The organism is Gracilibacillus xinjiangensis (genome assembly GCF_042651765.1).
Classification (GTDB): Bacteria; Bacillota; Bacilli; order Bacillales; family Amphibacillaceae; genus Gracilibacillus; species Gracilibacillus xinjiangensis.
In genome coordinates this window covers 1,072,531-1,092,699 of sequence record NZ_JBHSDT010000004.1, presented here as the reverse complement: position 1 = coordinate 1,092,699, position 20,169 = coordinate 1,072,531, and the positions used below count along the sequence as shown (strand labels likewise).

Sequence of the window (20,169 nt, the reverse complement as noted above, 5' to 3'; positions counted from 1 at the left end):
GATCACTCGATCAGGCTTTCTCATACACTTCTTTCGGTATTGCAATCTCTTGATTTCCTGAAACATATGGTGCAATTTCATACTGCTGGAATACTAACACAATCCCCTCATCTGTAAAATAGAAGGCTGTATCCTTTGTTAATTGAATGTCTTCTTTTTTTAAATCAGGATAGAAAATATCTGGTCGTTCAATGGCATATTCCCATACATAATTCTGAACCTTCTTCAATTGTTCTTCTGTTGTTAAGATGTCCGTTAAGTAAACTCGCTTTCCTGCTTCAATATCGTAATTAAATGACTGTACAACAGTATTGCCATGAGCTCCTCCACTGAACATATAATCGCTAGTTATAATACTTAAACGCGGGTTCTTGTTATATTTCACTTCGTATGTTGTAAGATATTCCCCTTCAAAACCGTATTTCTCTGCCTGCTTTAGGTTTTCCTTATAAGCTTTATATGCTTCTTTTATATATTTATCAAAATCCCGATTGATTTTTTCTTCCATTTTCTCATTATCAACATTACTTACTTGCGGATACTTTAAATTTTCTTTATCCTTATATAAATGCTCGGTAACTGTTGCTGTCTGTTTGGCAGCTTCTGCTGCAACTCCAAAATCAGAAGCACTAACGGTAAGGACTACAAGCACTGTTCCAATTATTACACACACTTTTTTCCAAGACATTGGGTTCACATCCTCCTTTTTAATTATTATGATGTGCTTGCGGTATATTTTCATGCATGATCGTTGGAGAAAATGTTAATATAGGTGCAAGAGTATTGTTTCTAGGAGGTTTATTTCATGGGCCGTAAGGGAAAAATGGGTGATCTAGTTATTGACAGTAATTATTTAGATGAAGAGATAACAGTGAAATGGTATCTGCCTGAAGGGTTTACTCCGATGAATGATTATCGAATCTGTTATATGCATGATGGTGATGATTATTTCAGAATGGGAAGAATCGCGACGTTAAGTGATAAATTACATACTGAAATGGAGATTGAGCCGACTATATTTGTTGGAATACATTATAATGACAAATATGACCGGATGAAGAAATACCATCCAGATGGGGAAAAACAAGAAGCATATATCACTTTTTTTATCCGCGAAGTACTGCCAATAGTGGAGGATGCATTACATATCACACCTGTTGAACGTTCTTTAATGGGTGATTCTCTTGCCGGGACATTAGCTTTTATGATTGCAAGTATGTATCCGAGTACAATCGGAAAAGTAATTATGCAGTCACCATTTGTTAATGAAACCGTAATGGAGCGTGCAAAGAATACCTCTAACCTGAAAGGATTAGAAGTGTATCACTCGATTGGTTTGGAGGAGAAAAGTGTCAAAACAACAGATGGCAAGGTATCTGATTTTTTATTACCGAATCGTGAGTTACATGGTCAGCTTGATGGTAATTTACTGGCATATCATTATGTGGAGTTCGAAGGTGACCATACTTGGACGTATTGGCAGCAACATATTGAGGGAATATTGAAGCAGATGTTTAGTGAGGAGTAATGAATATGGAAATTAAAATAGTAGAAAATGAACAACAATTACAGGATGCCTATTCAGTAAGATATGAAGTATTTATTCATGAACAAAGTGTCCCGGAAGAATTAGAAATTGATGATTTAGAAAAAGAAGCGATTCATTTTGTTGGATACGAAGGAAAAACGCCTGTTGCTGCAAGCAGAATCCGTTTAGTGGACGGGTATGGAAAAATGGAACGCATTTGTATTGTAAAACCAAGCAGAGGCAAGGGGTATGGAAAAGAGCTGCTATTATTTATGGAGCAGATTGCACAAGAAAAAGGGATGAAAAAATCGAAACTTAATGCACAAACCCAGGCAGAGGCATTTTACAGAAAGCTCGGATATGAAACCATCTCAAGTGAGTTTATGGATGCAGGCATTCCACATGTTACTATGACAAAGGTTCTTTAAAGTGAGGCCGGATTAAAAGTAATCCGGCTTTTTTTGATACATTGATCTTGAATGCAAATCATTCGGCATCTGTATCAAACCACCTTCAGATAAATTTGATTCACTAGTTTGGCTCATTTCACATTATACAATGTATAATCATGAATTACTTTGGTAAAAATGTAATGAGCTTAAACAAAGGTGGGGAATATTGTATGGGTTTTGGTTCAATTTTTATCGAAACAGTGTTTGGCTTTTTTGCATTGTTTATTTTGGCAAAAGTTCTAGGAAAAACACAAATCAAACAATTAACTGCCTTTGATTTTATTTCAGCACTAATCTTAGGTGAATTAGTTGGGAATGCATTATATGATAAAGAAGTTGGTATACCAAAAATCGCCTTCGCGGTTTTGTTATGGGGCGCATTAATATATATAACAGAATTGGTTACTCAAAAAGTTAAACGGTCGCGATATATAATAGAAGGAAGACCTTCTATGGTGATCCGTAAGGGAAAATTGCAAAGGGAAGAAATGAAAAAAGCAAGACTGGATATGAATCAGCTTCTTCATTTGTTAAGGGCTAAGGACACTTTTTCTGTCCAGGAAGTTGATTATGCTGTTCTGGAAACTGATGGTTCTGTTTCTGTGCTAAAAAAATCCAGCTATCAAACCCCAAAAAAAGAAGATATCAAACTTCCAGATACAGAGGTTATAATGCCATATATGCTTATAAATGATGGAGAGATTATCTATGATAATCTAGAAGAAATTGGTTATGGGGAAGAATGGTTAAAAGAAGAGTTGCGAAAGCAAGGAGTTCATGTAGTAAAAGAAGTTTTTTATGCAGAATATAAAAAGAATAGCGGATTATTTATTCAGGAACAGCAAAAATAAAAGAAGACAGCTCTGTTTCGAGCTATCTTGTTATGCTTGCGCGGCGAACTGTTGGCCTTTTCCTGTTACTTCGGCATAAACCTTATCATTTATTGTGCTCTTTCTGGTCAGGTAATGCGCCGCTTTCCTCATTCGTGTTTCTGCTTCTGAATTATTAGTCGTATCTTCAGCTTTTTCTTTTAGCTTTTCTCTATCGTACTGCATGTTAAATTGTACTGGATATAGCTTTTCGATTGGAAACGGGTCACGTTCTTCTTTGGTTACACGGTTATGATATTGTTGATATTGATAATTGTCAACTGGCATAATGTACCCCATCCTAAAACCTCCCCTATTCTCCTTTTATTAACTATACCCATATATTCGCCTCGTAAAACTATTTTTGACTGTTATAGCCATGAAAAAGGTGGTCTTCTGTCATCATCACGGTCTTTGTCTTTATGTTCCTCATTATTGTCTGCAATATCTTCTATATCCTCTTCACGGTGTTCTCTTTCTTCCGCTTCACCAAGCGTTTGTTGTCTTGGTCCGAAAAATGGATCATGACGACGAGATGGTTCAATACGGACATTATCTGCTTTAATTACAAGGTCTTTTACATAGATCACTTTCTTTTTATCTGACATGTTTAATTCCTCCTTATATGAAATCTTTTCCGCTATATCCTATGCAATTCTCCCAACAGGTTGTTACATAATAGCTTAAAAACCTGCAATATTAATTGCTTTTATTTGCTGAATTGGTACGGCTACCTCTTCCACTCTGCTCGGTGTTTTAATAGATACCATTTCATTCTGGTAATCATGAATAAAACCATAATATTTTTTTCTATCCGTAATTATTTCACAGCGTACGCGTGGCAAATGCTTTGGCATTGCTGCAAAGTGTTCTACCTTTTCTTCAATGGACATATCTTTGAATTTTTTCTTATTTACTGTATCCTCATTCACTACTTTTTTTTCTTCAGCTTCTTTCATCTCTTTATTTATTTTCTTTCTTTTTTTCCGTTTATTTGACTGATATACTGTTTGCATTTGACTGGATGGTTCAGTAAATGACGGTTGGTGCAAATATAGCTTCGGAGATTGATTGTTTCTTCTTGCGGAACTCATATCCCATTCCTCCTGTTACACATAATCTTGATTTATCTTATGATATCAGCCTAATATTGTGCATATTTATTAATATTTTTCTTCTCGTAATCGTGTCATTCGTCTATACATAATTATGTTAGTCTCATAGGCTATATTGTTAGCAAAAACTTAATTGAAGGAGTGTTATTTATTATGACTAAACAACACCATGAAGAAAACTGTGACGAATTAGGATCAATCTCAAGCCGCGACTGTGTATGTGATGTAGTACGCGCAATTGCTGATGCCCAAGACGATGTAGTTGATCAACACTGTGATATTAGCTGTGCACAATCAATCCGCAGCTTAGTATCACCTGTAACAGCAAACGGATTAGATACAGTACCATTCATTTTATACGGTAAAAATTTAAAACCTTTCAAAGCTTCAGGTGCTGTTATTGGGAACAATAACAATAACAATAATAATAATTTAGTGTTCGAATGTATCGAAAGCTTTATCTTCCGTGTGAACGAAGTAAGTGATGATTGCTGTGCAGTATTAGAATTACTAGCATTTGATAATGATAATGATAATAATGCATGTGACGAACCGTGTGATCAATTAGATAATGAAAATATAAGGGACTTAGAGCGCACTGGAATTTGTATTACGGTTGATTTGTCTTGCTTCTGTGCAATTACTTGTCTTCCAGCAATCTCCGTTTTTTAAATGACTCACTAAACTCTTTCATCAATTGATGGAAGAGTTTTTTTTATGCTAAATCATTGCAATTAGCCCCTTTCTTTTGATAAAATTCGACTCGTTGTTTCAATACATGAATGAACATCATTATATAGGGTATTAATAAGAATAAGAATAAGTAACTTATAAGGGAAAGGGAGATAAAATGCAAAAAGTAACAAAAGTTTTTTACATTTCTTTAGCTATTTCGGTTTTATTTATTATTTGGGGATTAGTTCCACCTGAGGTGTCGCCCAATTGGAACTTAGATCATGTAACTACATTAATACAAGGATTCTTAGTAACTAGGTTTGGTTGGTTCTATTTATTAGTGACAACAGCCTTTTTAATTTTCGCGATCTTTTTGATTGTTTCAAAGTATGGAAATATTGTACTAGGTAAAGATGGTGACAAGCCGGAATATAATTATTTAACATGGTTTGGTATGTTGTTTAGTGCTGGAATGGGGATTGGCCTTGTATTCTGGGGAGCAGCAGAACCGATCCACCATTTTCATACTTCACCATATGATACTGCAACTGAAGCTGAAGCGGCTAGAGTCGCGATGCAGTATAGTTTTTTTCATTGGGGATTCCATCCTTGGGCAGTTTTCGCAACAATTGCACTAGCACTTGCCTACTTTCAATTCCGGAAAGAGGAGCCAGGACTTATCAGCAGTACGCTTAAACCGCTTTTCGGTGATAAAATGAATGGCGGATTGGGAACATTCATTAATGTGATTGCAGTTTTTGCAACTGTTTTTGGTGTAGCAACATCGCTCGGTCTTGGGGCGCAGCAAATTGGAAGTGGATTAGAGTTTATCACAGGCAATATTCCCAACACTATTGGAATTCAAATGATTATTATCGCCATAGTGACCGTGCTTTACATGACTTCGGCCCTTACTGGTCTAAATAAAGGGATCAAAATTCTAAGTACTTCCAATGTAGTAATTGCTATCTTATTAATGCTCTTTTTGCTATTTACTGGACCTACCAACTTTATTATGAACTTTTTTACAACAACATTAGGAAGATATGTTTCCTATTTACCTGAGATGAGTTTCCGAATGGCACCTTTTAATGAGGAGAATGCCAGTTGGTTACAGAGCTGGACTATATTTTACTGGGCATGGTGGATCGCATGGGCACCATTTGTAGGGATGTTTATTGCACGTGTATCCAAAGGACGAACTGTTCGAGAATTTGTAACAGGAGTATTACTGGTTCCAACGCTGTTTGGCGCGCTATGGTTTAGTGTCTTCGGTGGATCAGCTATCCACTTAGAAGTGAATCAAGCTGTAGACATTGCAGGAATCATTAAAGAGTCAGGTACGGAAGCGGCTTTGTTTTCCGTATTAGATAATTTCCCATTATCAGGAATTATGGCAGCCCTTGCTATTTTATTAATCAGTTCATTCTTTATTACATCGGCTGACTCTGCTACCTTTGTACTTGGTATGCAAACAACAAATGGGGATTTAAATCCAGCGATGAAAGTCAAGGTTGTATGGGGTCTCGTTCAATCAGGAACGGCAGCTGTGCTGCTATGGCAAGGTGGCCTAAGTGCTTTACAAACGGCTTCTATTATTGCGGCATTTCCTTTTGCGATTATCATGATAATGATGGTAATATCCATTTTTAAGGCATTTAGGGAAGAAGCAAAGGTGTATTCATTAAAGAGAAAGAAAAGAGAATAAAAATCATGAAACCTCTTATTGTTATGTGACAATAAGAGGTTTTATTCTAAAAATCGTTTTCGGTCTTCAGGTTTAGGCAACATACAATTGTCTTTTTTTCCGAACCAGCGATAACGATTTCTCGCAATATATCTGTATACAAAATTTCTAATCGGTTTTGGTATAATTATAAATCCAAATAACATTGGGTATATATGATCTAACTTTTTTGCAATTTTAAGGGCTGCAGTTGATTCCAGATAATATCTATCTCCCTCAATCAACACAACACTCTCCACCGTTGACGGTATCCTATACTCCGCCATTAATTGCTGCCCAATTTCACTTTGTAATGATGCAAACTGAAAGTATATATTGGGATCATGCTTCATAATAAATTGGACAGAAGAATTACACAAATTGCAGACACCATCAAACAAAATAATTCTCTTCATTCCAACACCACCTTTTGTACAGTGTATCTCAAATTAAGTGGATTAACAAAACAGCCGCTCCAATGAACGACTGTTTTGTTAATAGTTATGATAAACCTAATATGTTATACCCTGCATCAACATGGATGATTTCACCAGTAACGCCACGTGACAAATCACTTAATAAGTAGTATGCAGAATCTCCTACTTCTTCTTGTGTAATTGTCCGGCGTAATGGTGCTTCTTCCTCAATTTTCTTCAGTACAGAATTAAAATCACCAATGCCTTTGGCTGAAAGTGTACGAATTGGGCCAGCTGAAATGGCATTGACACGTACCCCGTGTTTGCCTAAGTCATTCGCTAAATATTTCATACTGGCATCTAAACTTGCCTTCGCAACACCCATTACATTATAGTTCTTTACAACACGTTCGCCGCCTAAATATGTTAATGTAACAATACCGCCACCTTCCGTCATGAGCGGTGCAGCAGCTTTTGCTGTTACAACTAACGAATAGGAACTAATATTATGTGCTAATAAGAAACCATCACGGCTTGTGTCAACAAATTCTCCTTGTAAGTCTTCTTTATTAGCAAAAGCGATACAGTGTGCTAACCCGTGAATCGTTCCGACATCTTGTTTTATTTTAGCAAAAGTATTACTTACTTCTTGGTCATTTGTTACATCACACTCGTAAAAGAGAGCATTCTGTCCTTCTAATGTCTCTGCTAAGTCTTTCACAGGTTGTTCAAATCGATCATTGGCATAAGTGAAAATTAATCGAGCACCAGCCTCATGTAATGAACGAGCAATTCCCCATGCAATGCTTCGCTTGTTTGCTACACCCATTACGACATATGTGCGGCCTTCCAAAGAAAAATTCATCCCTTACCCTCCTAGATAAAATATATAACTTGTTATTAGTACCTGCTGCTATTTTATCTAATTTAGAGATTTATAACAATATTTTTCAACAAGATAACACCGACTTAAAGAATTTTTCTATCAAACGTACTCTAACAATCGCTGAAGATCCCCAACATATTCTTGTGAACCTGTAACAATTAGCCGATCGCCAACTCGCAGTTCCGTATCTCCATGCGGCACGATCGAATCTTTGCCACGGAAAATCCGTACCATTATTACATCCCCGGTAAACGGGAATTCCCGTAATAATATTCCTTCATACTGTGTGTTATTCATAAGAATCTCATATAGTGCTGATTCTTGTTGTGTAAAAATGTTTACAACATTTGGTGCTTCAATAAGTGCTTTTAGTAAGGTTTTAGATGATAGAAGAACGGAAAATACATCTACACCAATTTCCTGAAGACGTTTCTCAATCACAGGTGTTTCAATTCTGGCAATTACCCGACCTACGTCATTATTTTTTGCATAGGTAGCGATCTCTTCATTTTTCTCTTCTTCACCTGTTGATACAACTACAATATCATGATCGAATACACCAGCATTTTTCAGTGTCGCTATATCATAATTATCCAATTGATTGATGTCAAAGATGGATCTCGTATGTTTATCTTCTATCTTGTCCTGTCTTGTATGGAACAGGTGGACTTCGAATTCATCCGGATTTAATTCCCTTACAACAGGAATAGTCGCTTGATTGATACCAATAAATGCAATGGAATCACTATGCTCAACTTCTTCCTGATTAACAAAGTACTTCTTAAAGAAAGGAGGAGTAATAATACATGAAAGTACTGCAACCAATACTAGTGCACCATTCATTTCACTTGTTATAACTCCCAGTCTCTCCCCAATTGTGGCTGCCGCAATTACTAATGAGAGAGTTGATGTCAGAAGCATACTTGCAGCAACTACTGTTTTTGTATCATACCATTTCTTTAATATCGCTACAGGAATCACTTTAGAAACAAGTAATGCAAGAAATAGTAATGGTATTAATATTAATACCTTAGGTTCTTCAAAAAGTGCCCAGAGATCAAGTTCCACCCCGACCATAACAAAGAAAATCGGGATCAGAAATCCATAGCCAAAACTGTCTAATTTTTGAACTAAATCCTGATTTGGTGCCAGAAGAGATACTAACGCCCCTGCAAGGAAAGCTCCAAGGATGTTCTCTGCACCAACCGTTTCCGATAATGCAACAAGAAAAATAATTAAGGTAAAGACAGCTCTTGTTCCGATTTGGATGGTCCCTTTTGACATTGCTTCAAGAAATGACTGGTTCCTGAAGTATTTGCCAACAAAATACAACAGCACACCAACACCAAACAAAATAAGCAGAAGCCACATATTACCAGAGCTGTCGCCATAGAACGATACAAAGACAGCTAGTAAAATCATTGTTGCTAAATCAGCAATAACTGCAATAAGCAGGATAGTTTGTCCAATTGTCGTCTGCATTGCCTGAGCTTCTTTTAATGTAGGTACAACTACACCAAGCGAAATGGTGGAAATAATTAAAGTCATTAAGAATACATTATCGATAAAACCTAGAAGGACAAATAAATACGATAATCCGAATGATAAAATAAGTATGGCTACAAATATTAAAGTAGCAAGTTTTACAGGATTAGGCATTTTATTTTCCGTTTGCTTACCTCTTTTTTTCCTCGAAAATAGGGAAAAGTCTATCTCTAAGCCACTTAAAAACATGAGAAATATAAATCCAAGAGTTGATAAAGTCTCTAACCAACTGCTTTCTTCCACTAATTTAAACCCAGTTTCTCCAATAATCAAACCGATAATAATTTCTGCAACAACTACCGGTATCATCTTCAGTCTAAACCGGTGTAATAATATTGGTGTTAAAAATGCTGCAATGACAACAATTACCAATGAAGTAATTGATTCTCCGTGTTCCATTTATTTCATCCTCCCCCAATTAATAGATTCATAAAAGCAGTTGCTAAACCAAAATATATTAACATAGAAATAATATCATTTAATGTTGTTATAAATGGTCCTGAAGCGACAGCCGGATCGATCTTAAAGCGGTGCATGACAAGTGGTACAAACGCTCCAGCTATCGTTGCAACAATAAGTGTCGCCATAATGGATATGCCGACAAGGATTCCTAAGTAAAGTTCACCATACCAAAATGCAACAATAAAAGTTATAAGAACACCGCATGTTGTCCCTGTGATTACACCAGTCTTCGCCTCTTGCCAAATAACTGATAACTTTCCAATTTTATCCATATCCCCTGTAGAAATACTTCGAACAGCTACAGCTAACGCTTGGGTTCCCGTATTTCCTGCCATACCCGCAATAACTGGAATAAATGCTGCAAGTAATGCCACTTGATCTAATGCAGATTCAAATTTACTAATAATACTTGCGGTAAACATTCCTAAGAATAATAGTGCAATTAACCATGGCAGTCTTTTCTTTGCAGCCTGAATGGCAGTGTCACCAAATCGTTCTACATCAGAAATACCAGCTAATTTAGAATAATCATCACTTGCTTCCTCTTCCATAACATCCATAATATCATCAACTGTTATGATTCCGAGAAGATGATTTTGAAAATCAACAACAGGTAATGCTAGAAAATCATAATCTCGCATCATTTGGGCAATATCTTCCTGATCCTCCCCAACTGGCACGGAAACTACCCGCTCACTCATCACATCATAGATTATCCAATCACCTTCGGCAATGATCAAATCTCTTAGTGAAATAACGCCAACCAATTTTTTATAGGTATCAACTACATATATGTAATAAATCGTCTCAGCTTCTGGCGCTTCTTTTCTTAAATGGCGCATTGCTTCTTTCACGGTCATTTCATGATGAATGACAACAAACTCTGTTGTCATAATACTACCAGCAGTCTTTTCTTCATAATGAAGTAACTGCTTGATTTCATCTGATGCTTTCTTATCCATTATCGTTAAAAAACTAGCGACTTTATTTTTCTCTAATTCATTCAATATATCTACCGCATCATCTGTCGACATTTCTTCAAATATTTTCGCAGCAAATGCTGGCACCATTTCTGAAATAAAATCACTGACTAAATCCCGATCAACATGTTCCATTACTTCAGCCATTTCTTCCGGGGATAAATACGTATATATAAGAAAGCGTATATCTTCTTCTTGTTCCTCGAAAATCTTTGCTTGGTCATATGGATGTAATTCTAAGAAGTCTGCTCTAAATTGATCAATTTGCTCATTGATTAAGGCTCGCTGGATGTTTTCCCACATCTGCATTCTTTCATGTGTTTCTAAGTGCTCCATCATACACGCCTCCTAACTCACAAAACATTTTACAACATATTTTTTCATTTTAGTATATAAAGAATAACATATCATTAAAATAATTACGCTATTTTTACATTCTTTTAAGAAAACTTGGTTTTATCATCAATCTAGGAGCTAATTTGCTAAATATATCGAACCATTTTTTGCAAATTTAGTGTTTTTAATTCTCAAAACCTCGTTAATACACTATACTAAGGATAGAAGCTATTTAGAGGAAGGTACTTTATACATGTCAGAAGAAAATACAAACTCCAGAATCGATTATACACTTATATTAATTATCATTGCACTTGCAGTAATAAGTATTTTTACTTTATATACTTTACACCCGTTTCTCCTGGAAAAATACCCAAATGCTACTTACTATATGTCTCAAATTAAATGGTATATTGTCGGTACTGCTGCAATATTTGTTATTATGTTCTTTGACTATGACAGATTACGGCAGGTTTCCTGGATCTTTTATGCTCTTGGTGTGATTGCATTACTTATGTTATATTTCCATTTCCCGCCAGGTATTGCAGATGAAGTGAATGGCGCATGGGGTTGGTTTCAAATACCCGGATTCGGCTCCTTGCAGCCTGCGGAATTTATGAAAGTTTTTCTTATCATATTTCTAGCACATATAATTGTTGTTCATAATGAGAAATATCCCGATCATACAGTGAAGATGGATTTATGGTTACTTGTAAAAGTTGGCATAACATCATTAGTGCCCATTTTCTTCCTAATAAAACAACCTGATCTTGGAGGAGTGTTAGTATTATCATCCATTACTGTTTGTATGATTTTAGTTTCTGGAATTAAATGGCGTATTATTTTTTCTATTACTGTGGGAATACTAATAATTGGTGGAACAGCGTTTTTCGTCTACCTTACATTTCCCGAGCAAATGTCCACTTTTTTAAATGATAAAGGATTAAGCCATGTTACAGGCCGGTTCGATGCATGGTTAAACCCTGATGAATACAGCCAGGGGGTTGCATATCAGTTAATAAACGCAATGCTTGCCATCGGATCAGGTCAATTATCCGGTAAAGGGATTGGTGATTTTGAGATGATTTCCAAGATCCCTGAATATCATACAGATTTTATCTTTACATCCATTGCTGAGCAATTTGGCTTTATTGGATCAAGCATTGTTATTACCATCTTTTTCTTGTTAATTTATCGTTTGATCCATATTGCACTAAAATGTAAGGATCCTTTCGGAAGTTATATAATTACAGGGATTATCGGAATGTTTGCCTTTCAAGTCTTTCAAAATATCGGGATGTCAATTCAATTGCTTCCTATTACAGGATTGCCATTGCCTTTCATCAGTTATGGCGGTAGTTCAACTCTGACTTATATGATAGCTATCGGGATTGTGTTGAATATTTACTACCGATTAAAAACTTATATGTTTGATGAATCGTAAGAAGTGAGGTTATTATTAAGTGAAATTAGATATAATTGGAGATATTCATGGATGTTACAATGAATTACTGGCACTGATAGAAGAACTTGGCTACAAATGGCAGAACGATGAACTAAATCACCCTGATAACAGAAAAATCGCTTTTGTTGGTGATTTAACAGATAGAGGTCCGGAATCAATTAAAGTTATTAAGCTCGTATACCAACTAGTAATTAATAATAAAAGTGCTTATTATGTACCAGGAAATCATTGCAATAAATTGTATCGTTATTTTCTTGGAAATAACGTAAAGCAGCAGCATGGGCTGGAAACAACAGTAGCGGAATATGTACAATTGCCTGAAAATGAGCAGGAAACTGTTAAACAAATGATGGTGGAATTGTACGAAAAAGCGCCATTATATTACGAAATACCTGAAGTAAATGCTGTTATTGCCCATGCTGGAATAAAAGAAGATTATATAGGAAAACAAGGAAATAAAGTAAAAACTTTTGTATTATATGGAGACATCACTGGCGAAACCCACCCAGATGGCCGGCCTGTCAGAAGGGATTGGGCAAAAGATTATAATGGGGATAAATGGATAGTATATGGTCACACCCCAGTTATATCGCCACGGTTTTTAAACAAAACCGTCAATATTGATACAGGATGCGTATTTGGTAACAGACTAACAGCTTTCCGATTACCTGAAGAAACAATTATCTCTGTTCCATCACAACAGCCATTTATTGAAGAAAAGTTTATGAAATATGAAGAAGAAGCAGACAATTAATGTACTGCTTCTTTTATTTTAGCTATATCTGCAGCTAAAGGCAGGGAAAAGCTCATTCTTTCTTTCGTCATTGGATGATAGAATGCTAAATCCGTACAATGCAATGCTTGCCTGTTTATATACTCGAGATTGCCACCATATAAGCTATCTCCAGCTAACGGATGTCCTATATCTGTCATATGTACTCTTATTTGATGTGTTCTGCCTGTCTCTAACTGTATTTTTACCAGAGAATAACTCCCCCACTTTTCCAGCACACGGTAATTAGTTATAGCCTCCTGTCCTTTGGGATCCACCATTCTTTTTAGAATAGAGTTAGGGGCACGGGCAATCGGCTTGCTAATCTTCCCTTCAGCAGGCTCAGGTTTTCCGGCTACAACTGCCTGATACTTCCGATTTACGTTACCTGATTGCTGTTCCCGAAACATAATAGCATGACTATGACGATGTTTCGCGATTAGTAACAAACCAGAAGTATCCCTATCTAATCTTGTAACAACATGGACAGTGTATGGCAACCGCTGTTGATCATAATGGAAAAGAACCGCATTCGCCAACGTATTATGAGGATGGTGCAAAGATGGGATTGTGGCCATATTCGGGGGCTTATTAATGACAAGCACATCGTCATCCTCAAAAATGATGGATAATGGGATCTTTTCTGGAACCATAAATTCACTTCTCTTTTCTGGAGGGAAAATAACTTCTACCATATCACTTTCAGCTAAAACATACCGCACAGTTTTCGGTACATCGTTTACTAAAATTTTCCCGCCTTTATGTTTCACTGTTGCTAGCGTTCGTTTGGAAAATCCTCTCACTTCGATGAGATATTCCCGCAACAAAAGATTTTCATGATGTTTACTTATTATCCATTTCACTTGCTTATACTCCTTTAATCTTTAACCTTCCCTGCTATCTTTCATCCGAAATAAAAGAATCATGCACCCTCTTCCAAAATGGAAATGCCCGAAATCTGGCAAATCGGATTTTTTTCTCAGAGACACGACATTCGATTGTATCAATATTCGAATAGGAATCCGTATTATGATCCACAGTTATTAAGAAGCTTTTCTCATGGTGGAGTGGCTTCAATTCACAAATGTGATGTTTTGGCAAAATTAATGGTGAACCAATTGTACGGAATACACGGTTATTGATTGAAGCCATTTCTGTTAATTGATAAGCATTGAGTGCCGGATGGATAATGGCTCCACCTAAAGCCTTATTATATGCAGTACTCCCAGAAGGTGTGGAAATACATAATCCATCTCCTCTAAACCGTTCAAAATGAGCACCTTTTATTAACACATCCATGACAACTGTACCATCTGCTGATTTTACCGATGCTTCGTTTAAAGCTAAGAATTGCTTTGTTTCACCTTTACTAGCCGGATGGATGATAATATCAAGTAAAGGATATTCCACAATTTCAAACGGATTCTTGGCAATTTCAATGATTAACTTCTCTATTTCATCAGGTAACCAGTCTGCATAAAATCCTAAATGTCCTGTATGTACACCAATAAATGCGGTATCCTCTAAACGATGCTGATATCTGTGAAATGCTTCAAGAAATGTCCCGTCACCTCCAACCGAAATAGCCAAATCCGGTTCTTTCTCATCATATACTAGCGAAAAATCTTCTAAATATTGCTGCATCCGCCCTTTAATAACGTCAGACTTTTGATCACCTTTTGAAAGTATACTAAAACGCACGTCGATTACCCCCATGATTAATGATTCTGTTTATTCGAATGATAAATTCTTTGAGCCTCCTGAATCTCATCCTTAATTTTCGACATCTCTTCATCCATACTAAACGCTGCTTCTGCCGCTCTTTTCAAACGTGCTTGAACTCTTTCTGGAATTTGCCCTTCATATTTATAATTTAATGAATGCTCATTTGTCGCCCAAAAATTCATTGCCATTGTTCTAATTTGTATTTCAGCAATAATTCTTTGTTCTCCATGTATTGTTTCGACCGGATATTCTATAATTAAGTGATAGGAACGATAACCACTCTCTTTTTTTCTTTTAATATAGTCGCGTTCTTCCATCACTTCAAAATCATTACGAGACTTCAGCCGGTTAAGAATATCATATATATCATCAACAAATTGACAAACTACTCGCACTCCTGCAATATCTTGCAAATCTGTTTCAATTTTTTCCAGTGGGATGTTTTTTCTGCGCATCTTTTCTTTAATACTGGAAATTGGTTTCACGCGACCTGTTACAAATTCTATCGGAGAATGGTTTGTTTCATGTTCGAATTGGGATCGCATACCTCTTAACTTTACTTTTAATTCTTCAACCACCTGTGTATAAGGTGCCAAGAAAGTTTTCCAGTCCATATCTAGCACCACCTCTGTCTTTATCTAAGTATATATTACCACATTTCATCCGTTTTGCTGTATCAAAACTGTTTAGTGTATTATTTTTGCATTTTTGTTCAAGAAGAAGCACAATATGATTACAATAGAAGTAAAGGTGGCACGTAGTATGTCTCACGAAATTGAAATAGAATTTAAGAACCTATTAACGAAACAAGAATTTGCATTATTTCATGATTTTTTTCAATCGTTTTCTAAGAAACAAATAACACAAATTAATCATTATTTTGAAACCCCATCTTTTTCATTGAAAAATAAAGGTGCAGCACTTAGAATACGAGAGAAAGGAAATGATTTCACTGTTACCCTTAAGCAACCAAACCCTGATGGTGCTGGCTTGTTAGAAACTCACCAAGTAATCTCAGCCCATGAAACAACGGATTGGTTTGATAATAAGATCAACCCAGATCATGAATTAGCAACAGCTCTCACTCGGTTAGGGATTAAAATTACGCAATTGCGCTATGGCGGTAAATTGCAGACAAACCGGACAGAATTTGAGTATAAGGATACGTTAGTGGTACTGGACCACAGTTTTTATAATGGACAGGAAGATTATGAATTGGAATTAGAATGTAAAGAAGAAAACTATGGAGAGTCAATATTTAATGAATTATTAAAAAAGTTTGCGATTCCAAGGAGAAAAACAATGAACAAAATTGAACGATTTTATCATACACTGTAGCAGTTAACCCTTCTTCTAATAAACTGTACAATAACAGCCAACCCTTTATGTAAATAGTACTAAATAACAAAACACTTTATTTGCTAGAATCACTACTTCACTGTTACAATATAATAACAATTATGAATATTTTTTAACAATTCATTGATTAATGCGGAATGAAAGGTTTGGAAGAAATGAATAACGTACACTCAATTTATGAGGCAATTGGTGGCGATGAGACAATCGATCGATTAGTCGAAGCGTTTTATGCTCGTGTTGCAAATCATCCTGATCTAATCCCGATTTTTCCGGATGATTTCACAGAAGTCGCTCGTAAACAAAAACAATTTTTAACTCAATTTTTCGGTGGTCCACCATTATATATACAAGAACATGGGCATCCTATGATGAGGAAGCGGCACTTACGCTTTCCAATCACTCCAACGAGGAGAGATGCATGGCTGAAGTGTATGGAGGGTGCATTAGAAGAGGTTCAAATTGAAGAACCAGTAAGAAGTGCCATGTTTGAGCGTTTAACACTTACAGCCAATCACATGATGAATACACCTGACGAAGAGAAAGGAGAATCAATGTGAATTGGAATTCAGCTGGGTCATGGCAACCCCAAGATCGAAACCAGAGTACTCGATTTCATTTTATTGATGTGCTTAAAAAGCCGATCGAGATTTACTTATTTGTCGATCCACTATGTCCGGAATGCTGGTCATTAGAACCTTATATTAAGAAGCTTACTGTCGAATATGGACGTTTTTTCACAATAAGGCCTGTACTCAGTGGACAGCTTACCAATTTGCATAGAGATAAATTCGAACGACCAAGGAAGCTGAAAGATATTTGGGAAAAAACAGCGAATCGAACAGGTATGTGTTGTGATGGAGATTTATGGATCGAAAACCCAATACATTATCCTAAACTAACTTCAATTGCAGTGAAAGCAGCAGAATTGCAAGGGAAAAAGGCTGGGAAGAGATTTTTACGGAAAATTCAAGAACTAGCTTTCCTTGAAAAGAAAGATATATCCAGTGAAGAAATTCTTTTACAATGTGCGGAACAGATCCAGTTAGATAGTGATGAATTTAAAAGTGATCTTTACTCCCACTCTGCGGCAAAAGCTTTACAATGTGATCTGAAATTAACGAAAGAAATGGAAGTTGAATATATTCCGACAATGGTTTTCTTTAATGAATCTGACGAAGAAGCAGGAGTTAAAATTTCTGGTATTTATCCTTATGATATTTATGTTAAAGTTCTAAAACAAATGCTTCAAAAAGATCCGTTACCTGCTAAGAAGCCGGAGTTAATTGACTTTTTAACACAGTATGAATTTGTTGCAACAAAAGAAATTGCTGTTGTTTATGATTGGACAATGGAAAAGGCAGAGAAAGAAATGAAAAAATTACAACTAAAGCAACTAGTTGAGAAGGTTCCTGTGAAGTATGGCTGCTTTTGGAAATATATAAAATAACAAGAGAGGACATGTCAGTAAACATGTCCTTCTTTTTATCTATTACTAGATAAGGGATGGGAGAAAGTTTAGGTCAAACAAAGGGGTTTGTTTGTAAACATTTCATACTTAAACTATAACAATTGTTTTTTTCCATGGCAATACATATGTGCAACAATTCACAAAAGTGTCACACTTCTATTTTTTTCAATCCCGCATAGAGTAGTAGTAAAATGTTACATTAAATCATAACTGCTCTATTGTAGACTTCTTCTCTGCCATGCTCTACATTAGCCTCATATCTATAGAGCACCTCTATTTTTTGCTTCGGGTTATCCTTGGAACTAAAAAATTGCAAAGGTTGGGATACTTATGCGAGTGCTAATTTTTTTATTGCCACTATTCGCTTTATTCCTGAATATATTTGGATTAATGCGCTTAATCCCAATGTATTTAACCATTCCCCTGTTATTTATTACTATTTATATGTCCGTGTATTTCTACTTTGATAGAAAGAAATTTAAAGGGTTTGGAAAAAGGCTGCCACATTAGGTTCGTGTGGCAGCCTTTTTCGTTTACTCTATTTCTTCCAACAGTTTTTCCAGTTCATTTAGTTTCTCTTCAAATACCTTCAATGCATTTAACACTGGTTTCTTCTCTGTCATGTCTACTCCGGCATGTTTTAAAACTTCAATCGGATAATCACTGCTGCCGGCACTTAAATAGTCAATATATCGTTTAACTGCAGGTTCTTTTTCTTCTAAAATTTGCGCAGCTAATGATTGTGCCGCCGCGTACCCTGTAGCATATTGATAGACATAATAATTGTAATAAAAGTGAGGAATTCTTGCCCACTCATAGCCTATTTCTTCATCGATATTTAAATCATTACCAAAGTATTTTTTATTCAGCTCATAATATACTTCGGTCAGTTTATCTGCCGTCAGTGCTTCTCCCTCTTGTTCCATGACGTGAATCTTATGCTCAAATTCAGCGAACATCGTTTGTCTAAATACAGTACCTCGGAAGCCTTCTAAGAAATGATTTAGTAAATATAACTTTTCCTTCACATCATCTGTTTTTGCAACAAGATAGTCATTTAATAATGCTTCATTACATGTGGAAGCAACCTCTGCTACAAAAATCGAGTAGTTACCATAGCGATAAGGCTGGTTTTCGTGTGTATAATAACTGTGCATCGAGTGACCTAACTCATGCGCTAATGTAAATAAGTTGTTTAAGTTATCTTGCCAGTTCATTAAAATGTATGGATTTGTGCTATAGGAACCTGAAGAATATGCCCCGCTTCTCTTCCCTTTATTTTCCTCTACATCGATCCAGCGATCTTCAAACGCTTTTTTCATCACTTGCAGATAGTCTTCACCAAGCGGTCTTAATGCTTCCAATACCGTCTTCTGAGCTTGCTCAAATGTAAATGTCATATCAACATCTTTCACTAGCGGGGTATATAAATCATACATATGAAGCTCATCCAAGTCCATTACCTTTTTGCGCAAAGAAATATATCGTTGCAGTAGTGGAAGTCCTTCGTGAATCGCTTCAATCAAGTTATCATATACAGACTCCGGAATATTATTACGGTCTAATGCTGCTTGTCTTGCACTCTCATAGTTACGTACCTTTGCATAGAAGTTATCTTTTTTTACAACCCCTTGCAATGTCGATGCAAAAGTATTCTTTAGGCTGCCGAATGTTTCATACATTGCTTTAAAGGCATCCCGGCGGACACGGCGATCCTTTGATTCTAGGAAGTTAATGTAGCGGCCATGTGTTAAATCAACCTCTTCTCCATTTTCGTCCGTTATTGATGGAAAAGTAATATCCGCATTATTTAACATACCAAATGTTTGAGAAGCATTATCTGTCACTTCAGATGCTTCTGCCAATAAAGCTTCTTCTTTTTCCGATAAAATGTGTGGTCTCTTACGATTGATCTCATCAAGTGTATGTTTATATAATTGTAATGGCTCATAATCCTTTACATATCGTTCTAAAGTAGCTTCATCCAATGTCAAAATCTCTGGTGTAATAAAACTCATTACACTAGATGCTTGTGTTAGCAGGTTCTCCGCTTTCGCATTCATTGCTTGGTAAGATGAATTCGTTGTATCTTGATCGTAACGCATATGGGCATATGTATATAGTGTACCTAAACGATCAGATATTTCATCCTGGAGTTGAAATAATTCATACAGTTTCTCAGCAGATTCATTTAACTTCCCTTGGTAGGAGGAGAACTTCGGTAATTGTTCCTTCACTGCTTGCCATTCTTTTTCCCACTCATCATCCGTAGCATAAATATCTTCCAATCTCCATGTTAGTTCCTCGGGAATCTCTTGACGGGCTGGTAAAGACTTTTGTACTTTTGCCATATTACATTTCCTCCTTTGACAAACTTTTGAATAATTGCC

Annotated in this window: 22 protein-coding genes; 10 read left to right on the top strand and 12 right to left on the bottom strand. The window is 36.2% G+C overall.

Annotated elements, in window-relative coordinates:
- Positions 1-10 precede the first annotated feature (10 nt).
- Positions 11-688 carry a DUF3298 and DUF4163 domain-containing protein gene (locus tag ACFOY7_RS09310; protein ID WP_390251651.1) on the bottom strand — a complete coding sequence of 226 codons (678 nt, stop codon included), beginning with the start codon at positions 686-688 and terminating at the stop codon, positions 11-13.
- Between the two features lie 117 nt (positions 689-805).
- On the opposite strand from ACFOY7_RS09310, the gene ACFOY7_RS09305 reads away from it, so the two are divergent.
- The 3 genes from ACFOY7_RS09305 (at position 806) to ACFOY7_RS09295 (ending at position 2,831) form a co-directional block, all read left to right on the top strand.
- The gene (locus tag ACFOY7_RS09305) at positions 806-1,528 is read left to right on the top strand and encodes an alpha/beta hydrolase (RefSeq protein ID WP_390251649.1); all 723 of its coding nucleotides are present in this window, start codon (positions 806-808) and stop codon (positions 1,526-1,528) included.
- Between the two features lie 5 nt (positions 1,529-1,533).
- The gene (locus ACFOY7_RS09300) at positions 1,534-1,956 is read left to right on the top strand and encodes a GNAT family N-acetyltransferase (RefSeq protein ID WP_390251647.1); all 423 of its coding nucleotides are present in this window, start codon (positions 1,534-1,536) and stop codon (positions 1,954-1,956) included.
- 194 nt (positions 1,957-2,150) lie between these two features.
- Positions 2,151-2,831 (top strand): DUF421 domain-containing protein, encoded by a 681-nt coding sequence (locus tag ACFOY7_RS09295; RefSeq protein WP_390251645.1) that lies wholly within the window; start codon positions 2,151-2,153, stop codon positions 2,829-2,831.
- Positions 2,832-2,861: 30 nt separating this feature from the next.
- Here the strand turns inward: ACFOY7_RS09295 and ACFOY7_RS09290 are convergent, their stop codons facing one another.
- From ACFOY7_RS09290 to ACFOY7_RS09280, 3 genes are all read right to left on the bottom strand, one after another.
- Positions 2,862-3,149 carry a hypothetical protein gene (locus ACFOY7_RS09290; RefSeq protein WP_390251643.1) on the bottom strand — a complete coding sequence of 96 codons (288 nt, stop codon included), beginning with the start codon at positions 3,147-3,149 and terminating at the stop codon, positions 2,862-2,864.
- 71 nt (positions 3,150-3,220) lie between these two features.
- Positions 3,221-3,457 (bottom strand): hypothetical protein, encoded by a 237-nt coding sequence (locus tag ACFOY7_RS09285; protein ID WP_390251641.1) that lies wholly within the window; start codon positions 3,455-3,457, stop codon positions 3,221-3,223.
- A 75-nt stretch (positions 3,458-3,532) separates the two neighbouring features.
- A complete protein-coding gene (locus ACFOY7_RS09280) occupies positions 3,533-3,943 on the bottom strand; it encodes a CotO family spore coat protein (protein ID WP_390251639.1) in 411 nt (136 codons plus the stop codon).
- 174 nt (positions 3,944-4,117) lie between these two features.
- Between ACFOY7_RS09280 and ACFOY7_RS09275 the strand changes: the two genes are divergently transcribed.
- Both ACFOY7_RS09275 and ACFOY7_RS09270 read left to right on the top strand, forming a co-directional pair.
- On the top strand, positions 4,118-4,636 hold the full coding sequence (locus tag ACFOY7_RS09275; RefSeq protein ID WP_390251637.1) for a CotY/CotZ family spore coat protein: 519 nt from the start codon (positions 4,118-4,120) through the stop codon (positions 4,634-4,636).
- Positions 4,637-4,814: 178 nt separating this feature from the next.
- A complete protein-coding gene (locus ACFOY7_RS09270) occupies positions 4,815-6,347 on the top strand; it encodes a glycine betaine uptake BCCT transporter (RefSeq protein ID WP_390251635.1) in 1,533 nt (510 codons plus the stop codon).
- A gap of 41 nt (positions 6,348-6,388) precedes the next feature.
- On the opposite strand, the gene ACFOY7_RS09265 is transcribed toward ACFOY7_RS09270, so the two are convergent.
- The 4 genes from ACFOY7_RS09265 to mgtE form a co-directional block, all read right to left on the bottom strand.
- Positions 6,389-6,781: a thiol-disulfide oxidoreductase DCC family protein gene (locus ACFOY7_RS09265; RefSeq protein ID WP_390251633.1), complete on the bottom strand. Its 393-nt coding sequence runs from the start codon at positions 6,779-6,781 to the stop codon at positions 6,389-6,391.
- Between the two features lie 85 nt (positions 6,782-6,866).
- Entirely contained in the window at positions 6,867-7,646 is a 780-nt protein-coding gene (gene fabI / locus ACFOY7_RS09260; protein WP_390251631.1) for an enoyl-ACP reductase FabI, read from the bottom strand.
- 120 nt (positions 7,647-7,766) lie between these two features.
- On the bottom strand, positions 7,767-9,611 hold the full coding sequence (locus tag ACFOY7_RS09255; RefSeq protein ID WP_390251629.1) for a monovalent cation:proton antiporter family protein: 1,845 nt from the start codon (positions 9,609-9,611) through the stop codon (positions 7,767-7,769).
- Positions 9,612-9,616: 5 nt separating this feature from the next.
- Positions 9,617-10,990, bottom strand: a complete 1,374-nt coding sequence (gene mgtE / locus ACFOY7_RS09250; protein WP_390251627.1) for a magnesium transporter — start codon at positions 10,988-10,990, stop codon at positions 9,617-9,619.
- Positions 10,991-11,243: 253 nt separating this feature from the next.
- On the opposite strand from mgtE, the gene ACFOY7_RS09245 reads away from it, so the two are divergent.
- Together ACFOY7_RS09245 and prpE are read left to right on the top strand one after the other, a co-directional pair.
- Positions 11,244-12,434 carry an FtsW/RodA/SpoVE family cell cycle protein gene (locus tag ACFOY7_RS09245; RefSeq protein WP_390251625.1) on the top strand — a complete coding sequence of 397 codons (1,191 nt, stop codon included), beginning with the start codon at positions 11,244-11,246 and terminating at the stop codon, positions 12,432-12,434.
- Positions 12,435-12,453: 19 nt separating this feature from the next.
- Positions 12,454-13,209, top strand: a complete 756-nt coding sequence (prpE, locus tag ACFOY7_RS09240; RefSeq protein ID WP_390251623.1) for a bis(5'-nucleosyl)-tetraphosphatase PrpE — start codon at positions 12,454-12,456, stop codon at positions 13,207-13,209.
- Here prpE and ACFOY7_RS09235 read toward each other — a convergent pair.
- From ACFOY7_RS09235 to yjbM, 3 genes are read right to left on the bottom strand one after another with little or no spacing between them, the layout of a single operon-like run.
- On the bottom strand, positions 13,206-14,090 hold the full coding sequence (locus ACFOY7_RS09235) for an RluA family pseudouridine synthase (protein WP_390251621.1): 885 nt from the start codon (positions 14,088-14,090) through the stop codon (positions 13,206-13,208). The genes prpE and ACFOY7_RS09235 overlap by 4 nt on opposite strands.
- A gap of 34 nt (positions 14,091-14,124) precedes the next feature.
- A complete protein-coding gene (locus tag ACFOY7_RS09230) occupies positions 14,125-14,928 on the bottom strand; it encodes an NAD kinase (protein ID WP_390251619.1) in 804 nt (267 codons plus the stop codon).
- Between the two features lie 17 nt (positions 14,929-14,945).
- Entirely contained in the window at positions 14,946-15,566 is a 621-nt protein-coding gene (gene yjbM, locus ACFOY7_RS09225) for a GTP diphosphokinase (protein WP_390251617.1), read from the bottom strand.
- 148 nt (positions 15,567-15,714) lie between these two features.
- Here yjbM and ACFOY7_RS09220 point away from each other — a divergent pair, with 148 nt between their 5' ends.
- From ACFOY7_RS09220 to ACFOY7_RS09210, 3 genes are all read left to right on the top strand, one after another.
- Positions 15,715-16,290, top strand: coding sequence for a CYTH domain-containing protein (locus tag ACFOY7_RS09220; protein WP_390251615.1), 576 nt, complete (start codon positions 15,715-15,717; stop codon positions 16,288-16,290).
- Positions 16,291-16,466: 176 nt separating this feature from the next.
- On the top strand, positions 16,467-16,868 hold the full coding sequence (locus tag ACFOY7_RS09215; RefSeq protein WP_390251613.1) for a globin domain-containing protein: 402 nt from the start codon (positions 16,467-16,469) through the stop codon (positions 16,866-16,868).
- Positions 16,865-17,758: a ClpXP adapter SpxH family protein gene (locus ACFOY7_RS09210; RefSeq protein ID WP_390251611.1), complete on the top strand. Its 894-nt coding sequence runs from the start codon at positions 16,865-16,867 to the stop codon at positions 17,756-17,758. Before ACFOY7_RS09215 ends, ACFOY7_RS09210 begins: the two co-directional genes overlap by 4 nt.
- 554 nt (positions 17,759-18,312) lie before the next feature.
- Here the strand turns inward: ACFOY7_RS09210 and pepF are convergent.
- Positions 18,313-20,130, bottom strand: coding sequence for an oligoendopeptidase F (gene pepF, locus ACFOY7_RS09205; protein ID WP_390251609.1), 1,818 nt, complete (start codon positions 20,128-20,130; stop codon positions 18,313-18,315).
- Between the last annotated feature and the right edge of the window lie 39 nt (positions 20,131-20,169).

Bases quoted from the DNA above. Each gene is read 5' to 3' on its own strand.
- ACFOY7_RS09255 (WP_390251629.1), bottom strand. From the start codon at position 9,611: ATGGAACACGGAGAATCAATTACTTCATTGGTAATTGTTGTCATTGCA.
- ACFOY7_RS09305 (WP_390251649.1), top strand. From the start codon at position 806: ATGGGCCGTAAGGGAAAAATGGGTGATCTAGTTATTGACAGTAATTAT.
- ACFOY7_RS09245 (WP_390251625.1), top strand. From the start codon at position 11,244: ATGTCAGAAGAAAATACAAACTCCAGAATCGATTATACACTTATATTA.
- ACFOY7_RS09280 (WP_390251639.1), bottom strand. From the start codon at position 3,943: ATGAGTTCCGCAAGAAGAAACAATCAATCTCCGAAGCTATATTTGCAC.
- ACFOY7_RS09220 (WP_390251615.1), top strand. From the start codon at position 15,715: ATGTCTCACGAAATTGAAATAGAATTTAAGAACCTATTAACGAAACAA.
- ACFOY7_RS09275 (WP_390251637.1), top strand. From the start codon at position 4,118: ATGACTAAACAACACCATGAAGAAAACTGTGACGAATTAGGATCAATC.
- ACFOY7_RS09285 (WP_390251641.1), bottom strand. From the start codon at position 3,457: ATGTCAGATAAAAAGAAAGTGATCTATGTAAAAGACCTTGTAATTAAA.
- pepF (WP_390251609.1), bottom strand. From the start codon at position 20,130: ATGGCAAAAGTACAAAAGTCTTTACCAGCCCGTCAAGAGATTCCCGAG.
- fabI (WP_390251631.1), bottom strand. From the start codon at position 7,646: ATGAATTTTTCTTTGGAAGGCCGCACATATGTCGTAATGGGTGTAGCA.
- ACFOY7_RS09300 (WP_390251647.1), top strand. From the start codon at position 1,534: ATGGAAATTAAAATAGTAGAAAATGAACAACAATTACAGGATGCCTAT.
- yjbM (WP_390251617.1), bottom strand. From the start codon at position 15,566: ATGGACTGGAAAACTTTCTTGGCACCTTATACACAGGTGGTTGAAGAA.
- ACFOY7_RS09270 (WP_390251635.1), top strand. From the start codon at position 4,815: ATGCAAAAAGTAACAAAAGTTTTTTACATTTCTTTAGCTATTTCGGTT.
- ACFOY7_RS09310 (WP_390251651.1), bottom strand. From the start codon at position 688: ATGTCTTGGAAAAAAGTGTGTGTAATAATTGGAACAGTGCTTGTAGTC.
- ACFOY7_RS09215 (WP_390251613.1), top strand. From the start codon at position 16,467: ATGAATAACGTACACTCAATTTATGAGGCAATTGGTGGCGATGAGACA.
- ACFOY7_RS09265 (WP_390251633.1), bottom strand. From the start codon at position 6,781: ATGAAGAGAATTATTTTGTTTGATGGTGTCTGCAATTTGTGTAATTCT.
- ACFOY7_RS09290 (WP_390251643.1), bottom strand. From the start codon at position 3,149: ATGGGGTACATTATGCCAGTTGACAATTATCAATATCAACAATATCAT.
- mgtE (WP_390251627.1), bottom strand. From the start codon at position 10,990: ATGGAGCACTTAGAAACACATGAAAGAATGCAGATGTGGGAAAACATC.
- ACFOY7_RS09295 (WP_390251645.1), top strand. From the start codon at position 2,151: ATGGGTTTTGGTTCAATTTTTATCGAAACAGTGTTTGGCTTTTTTGCA.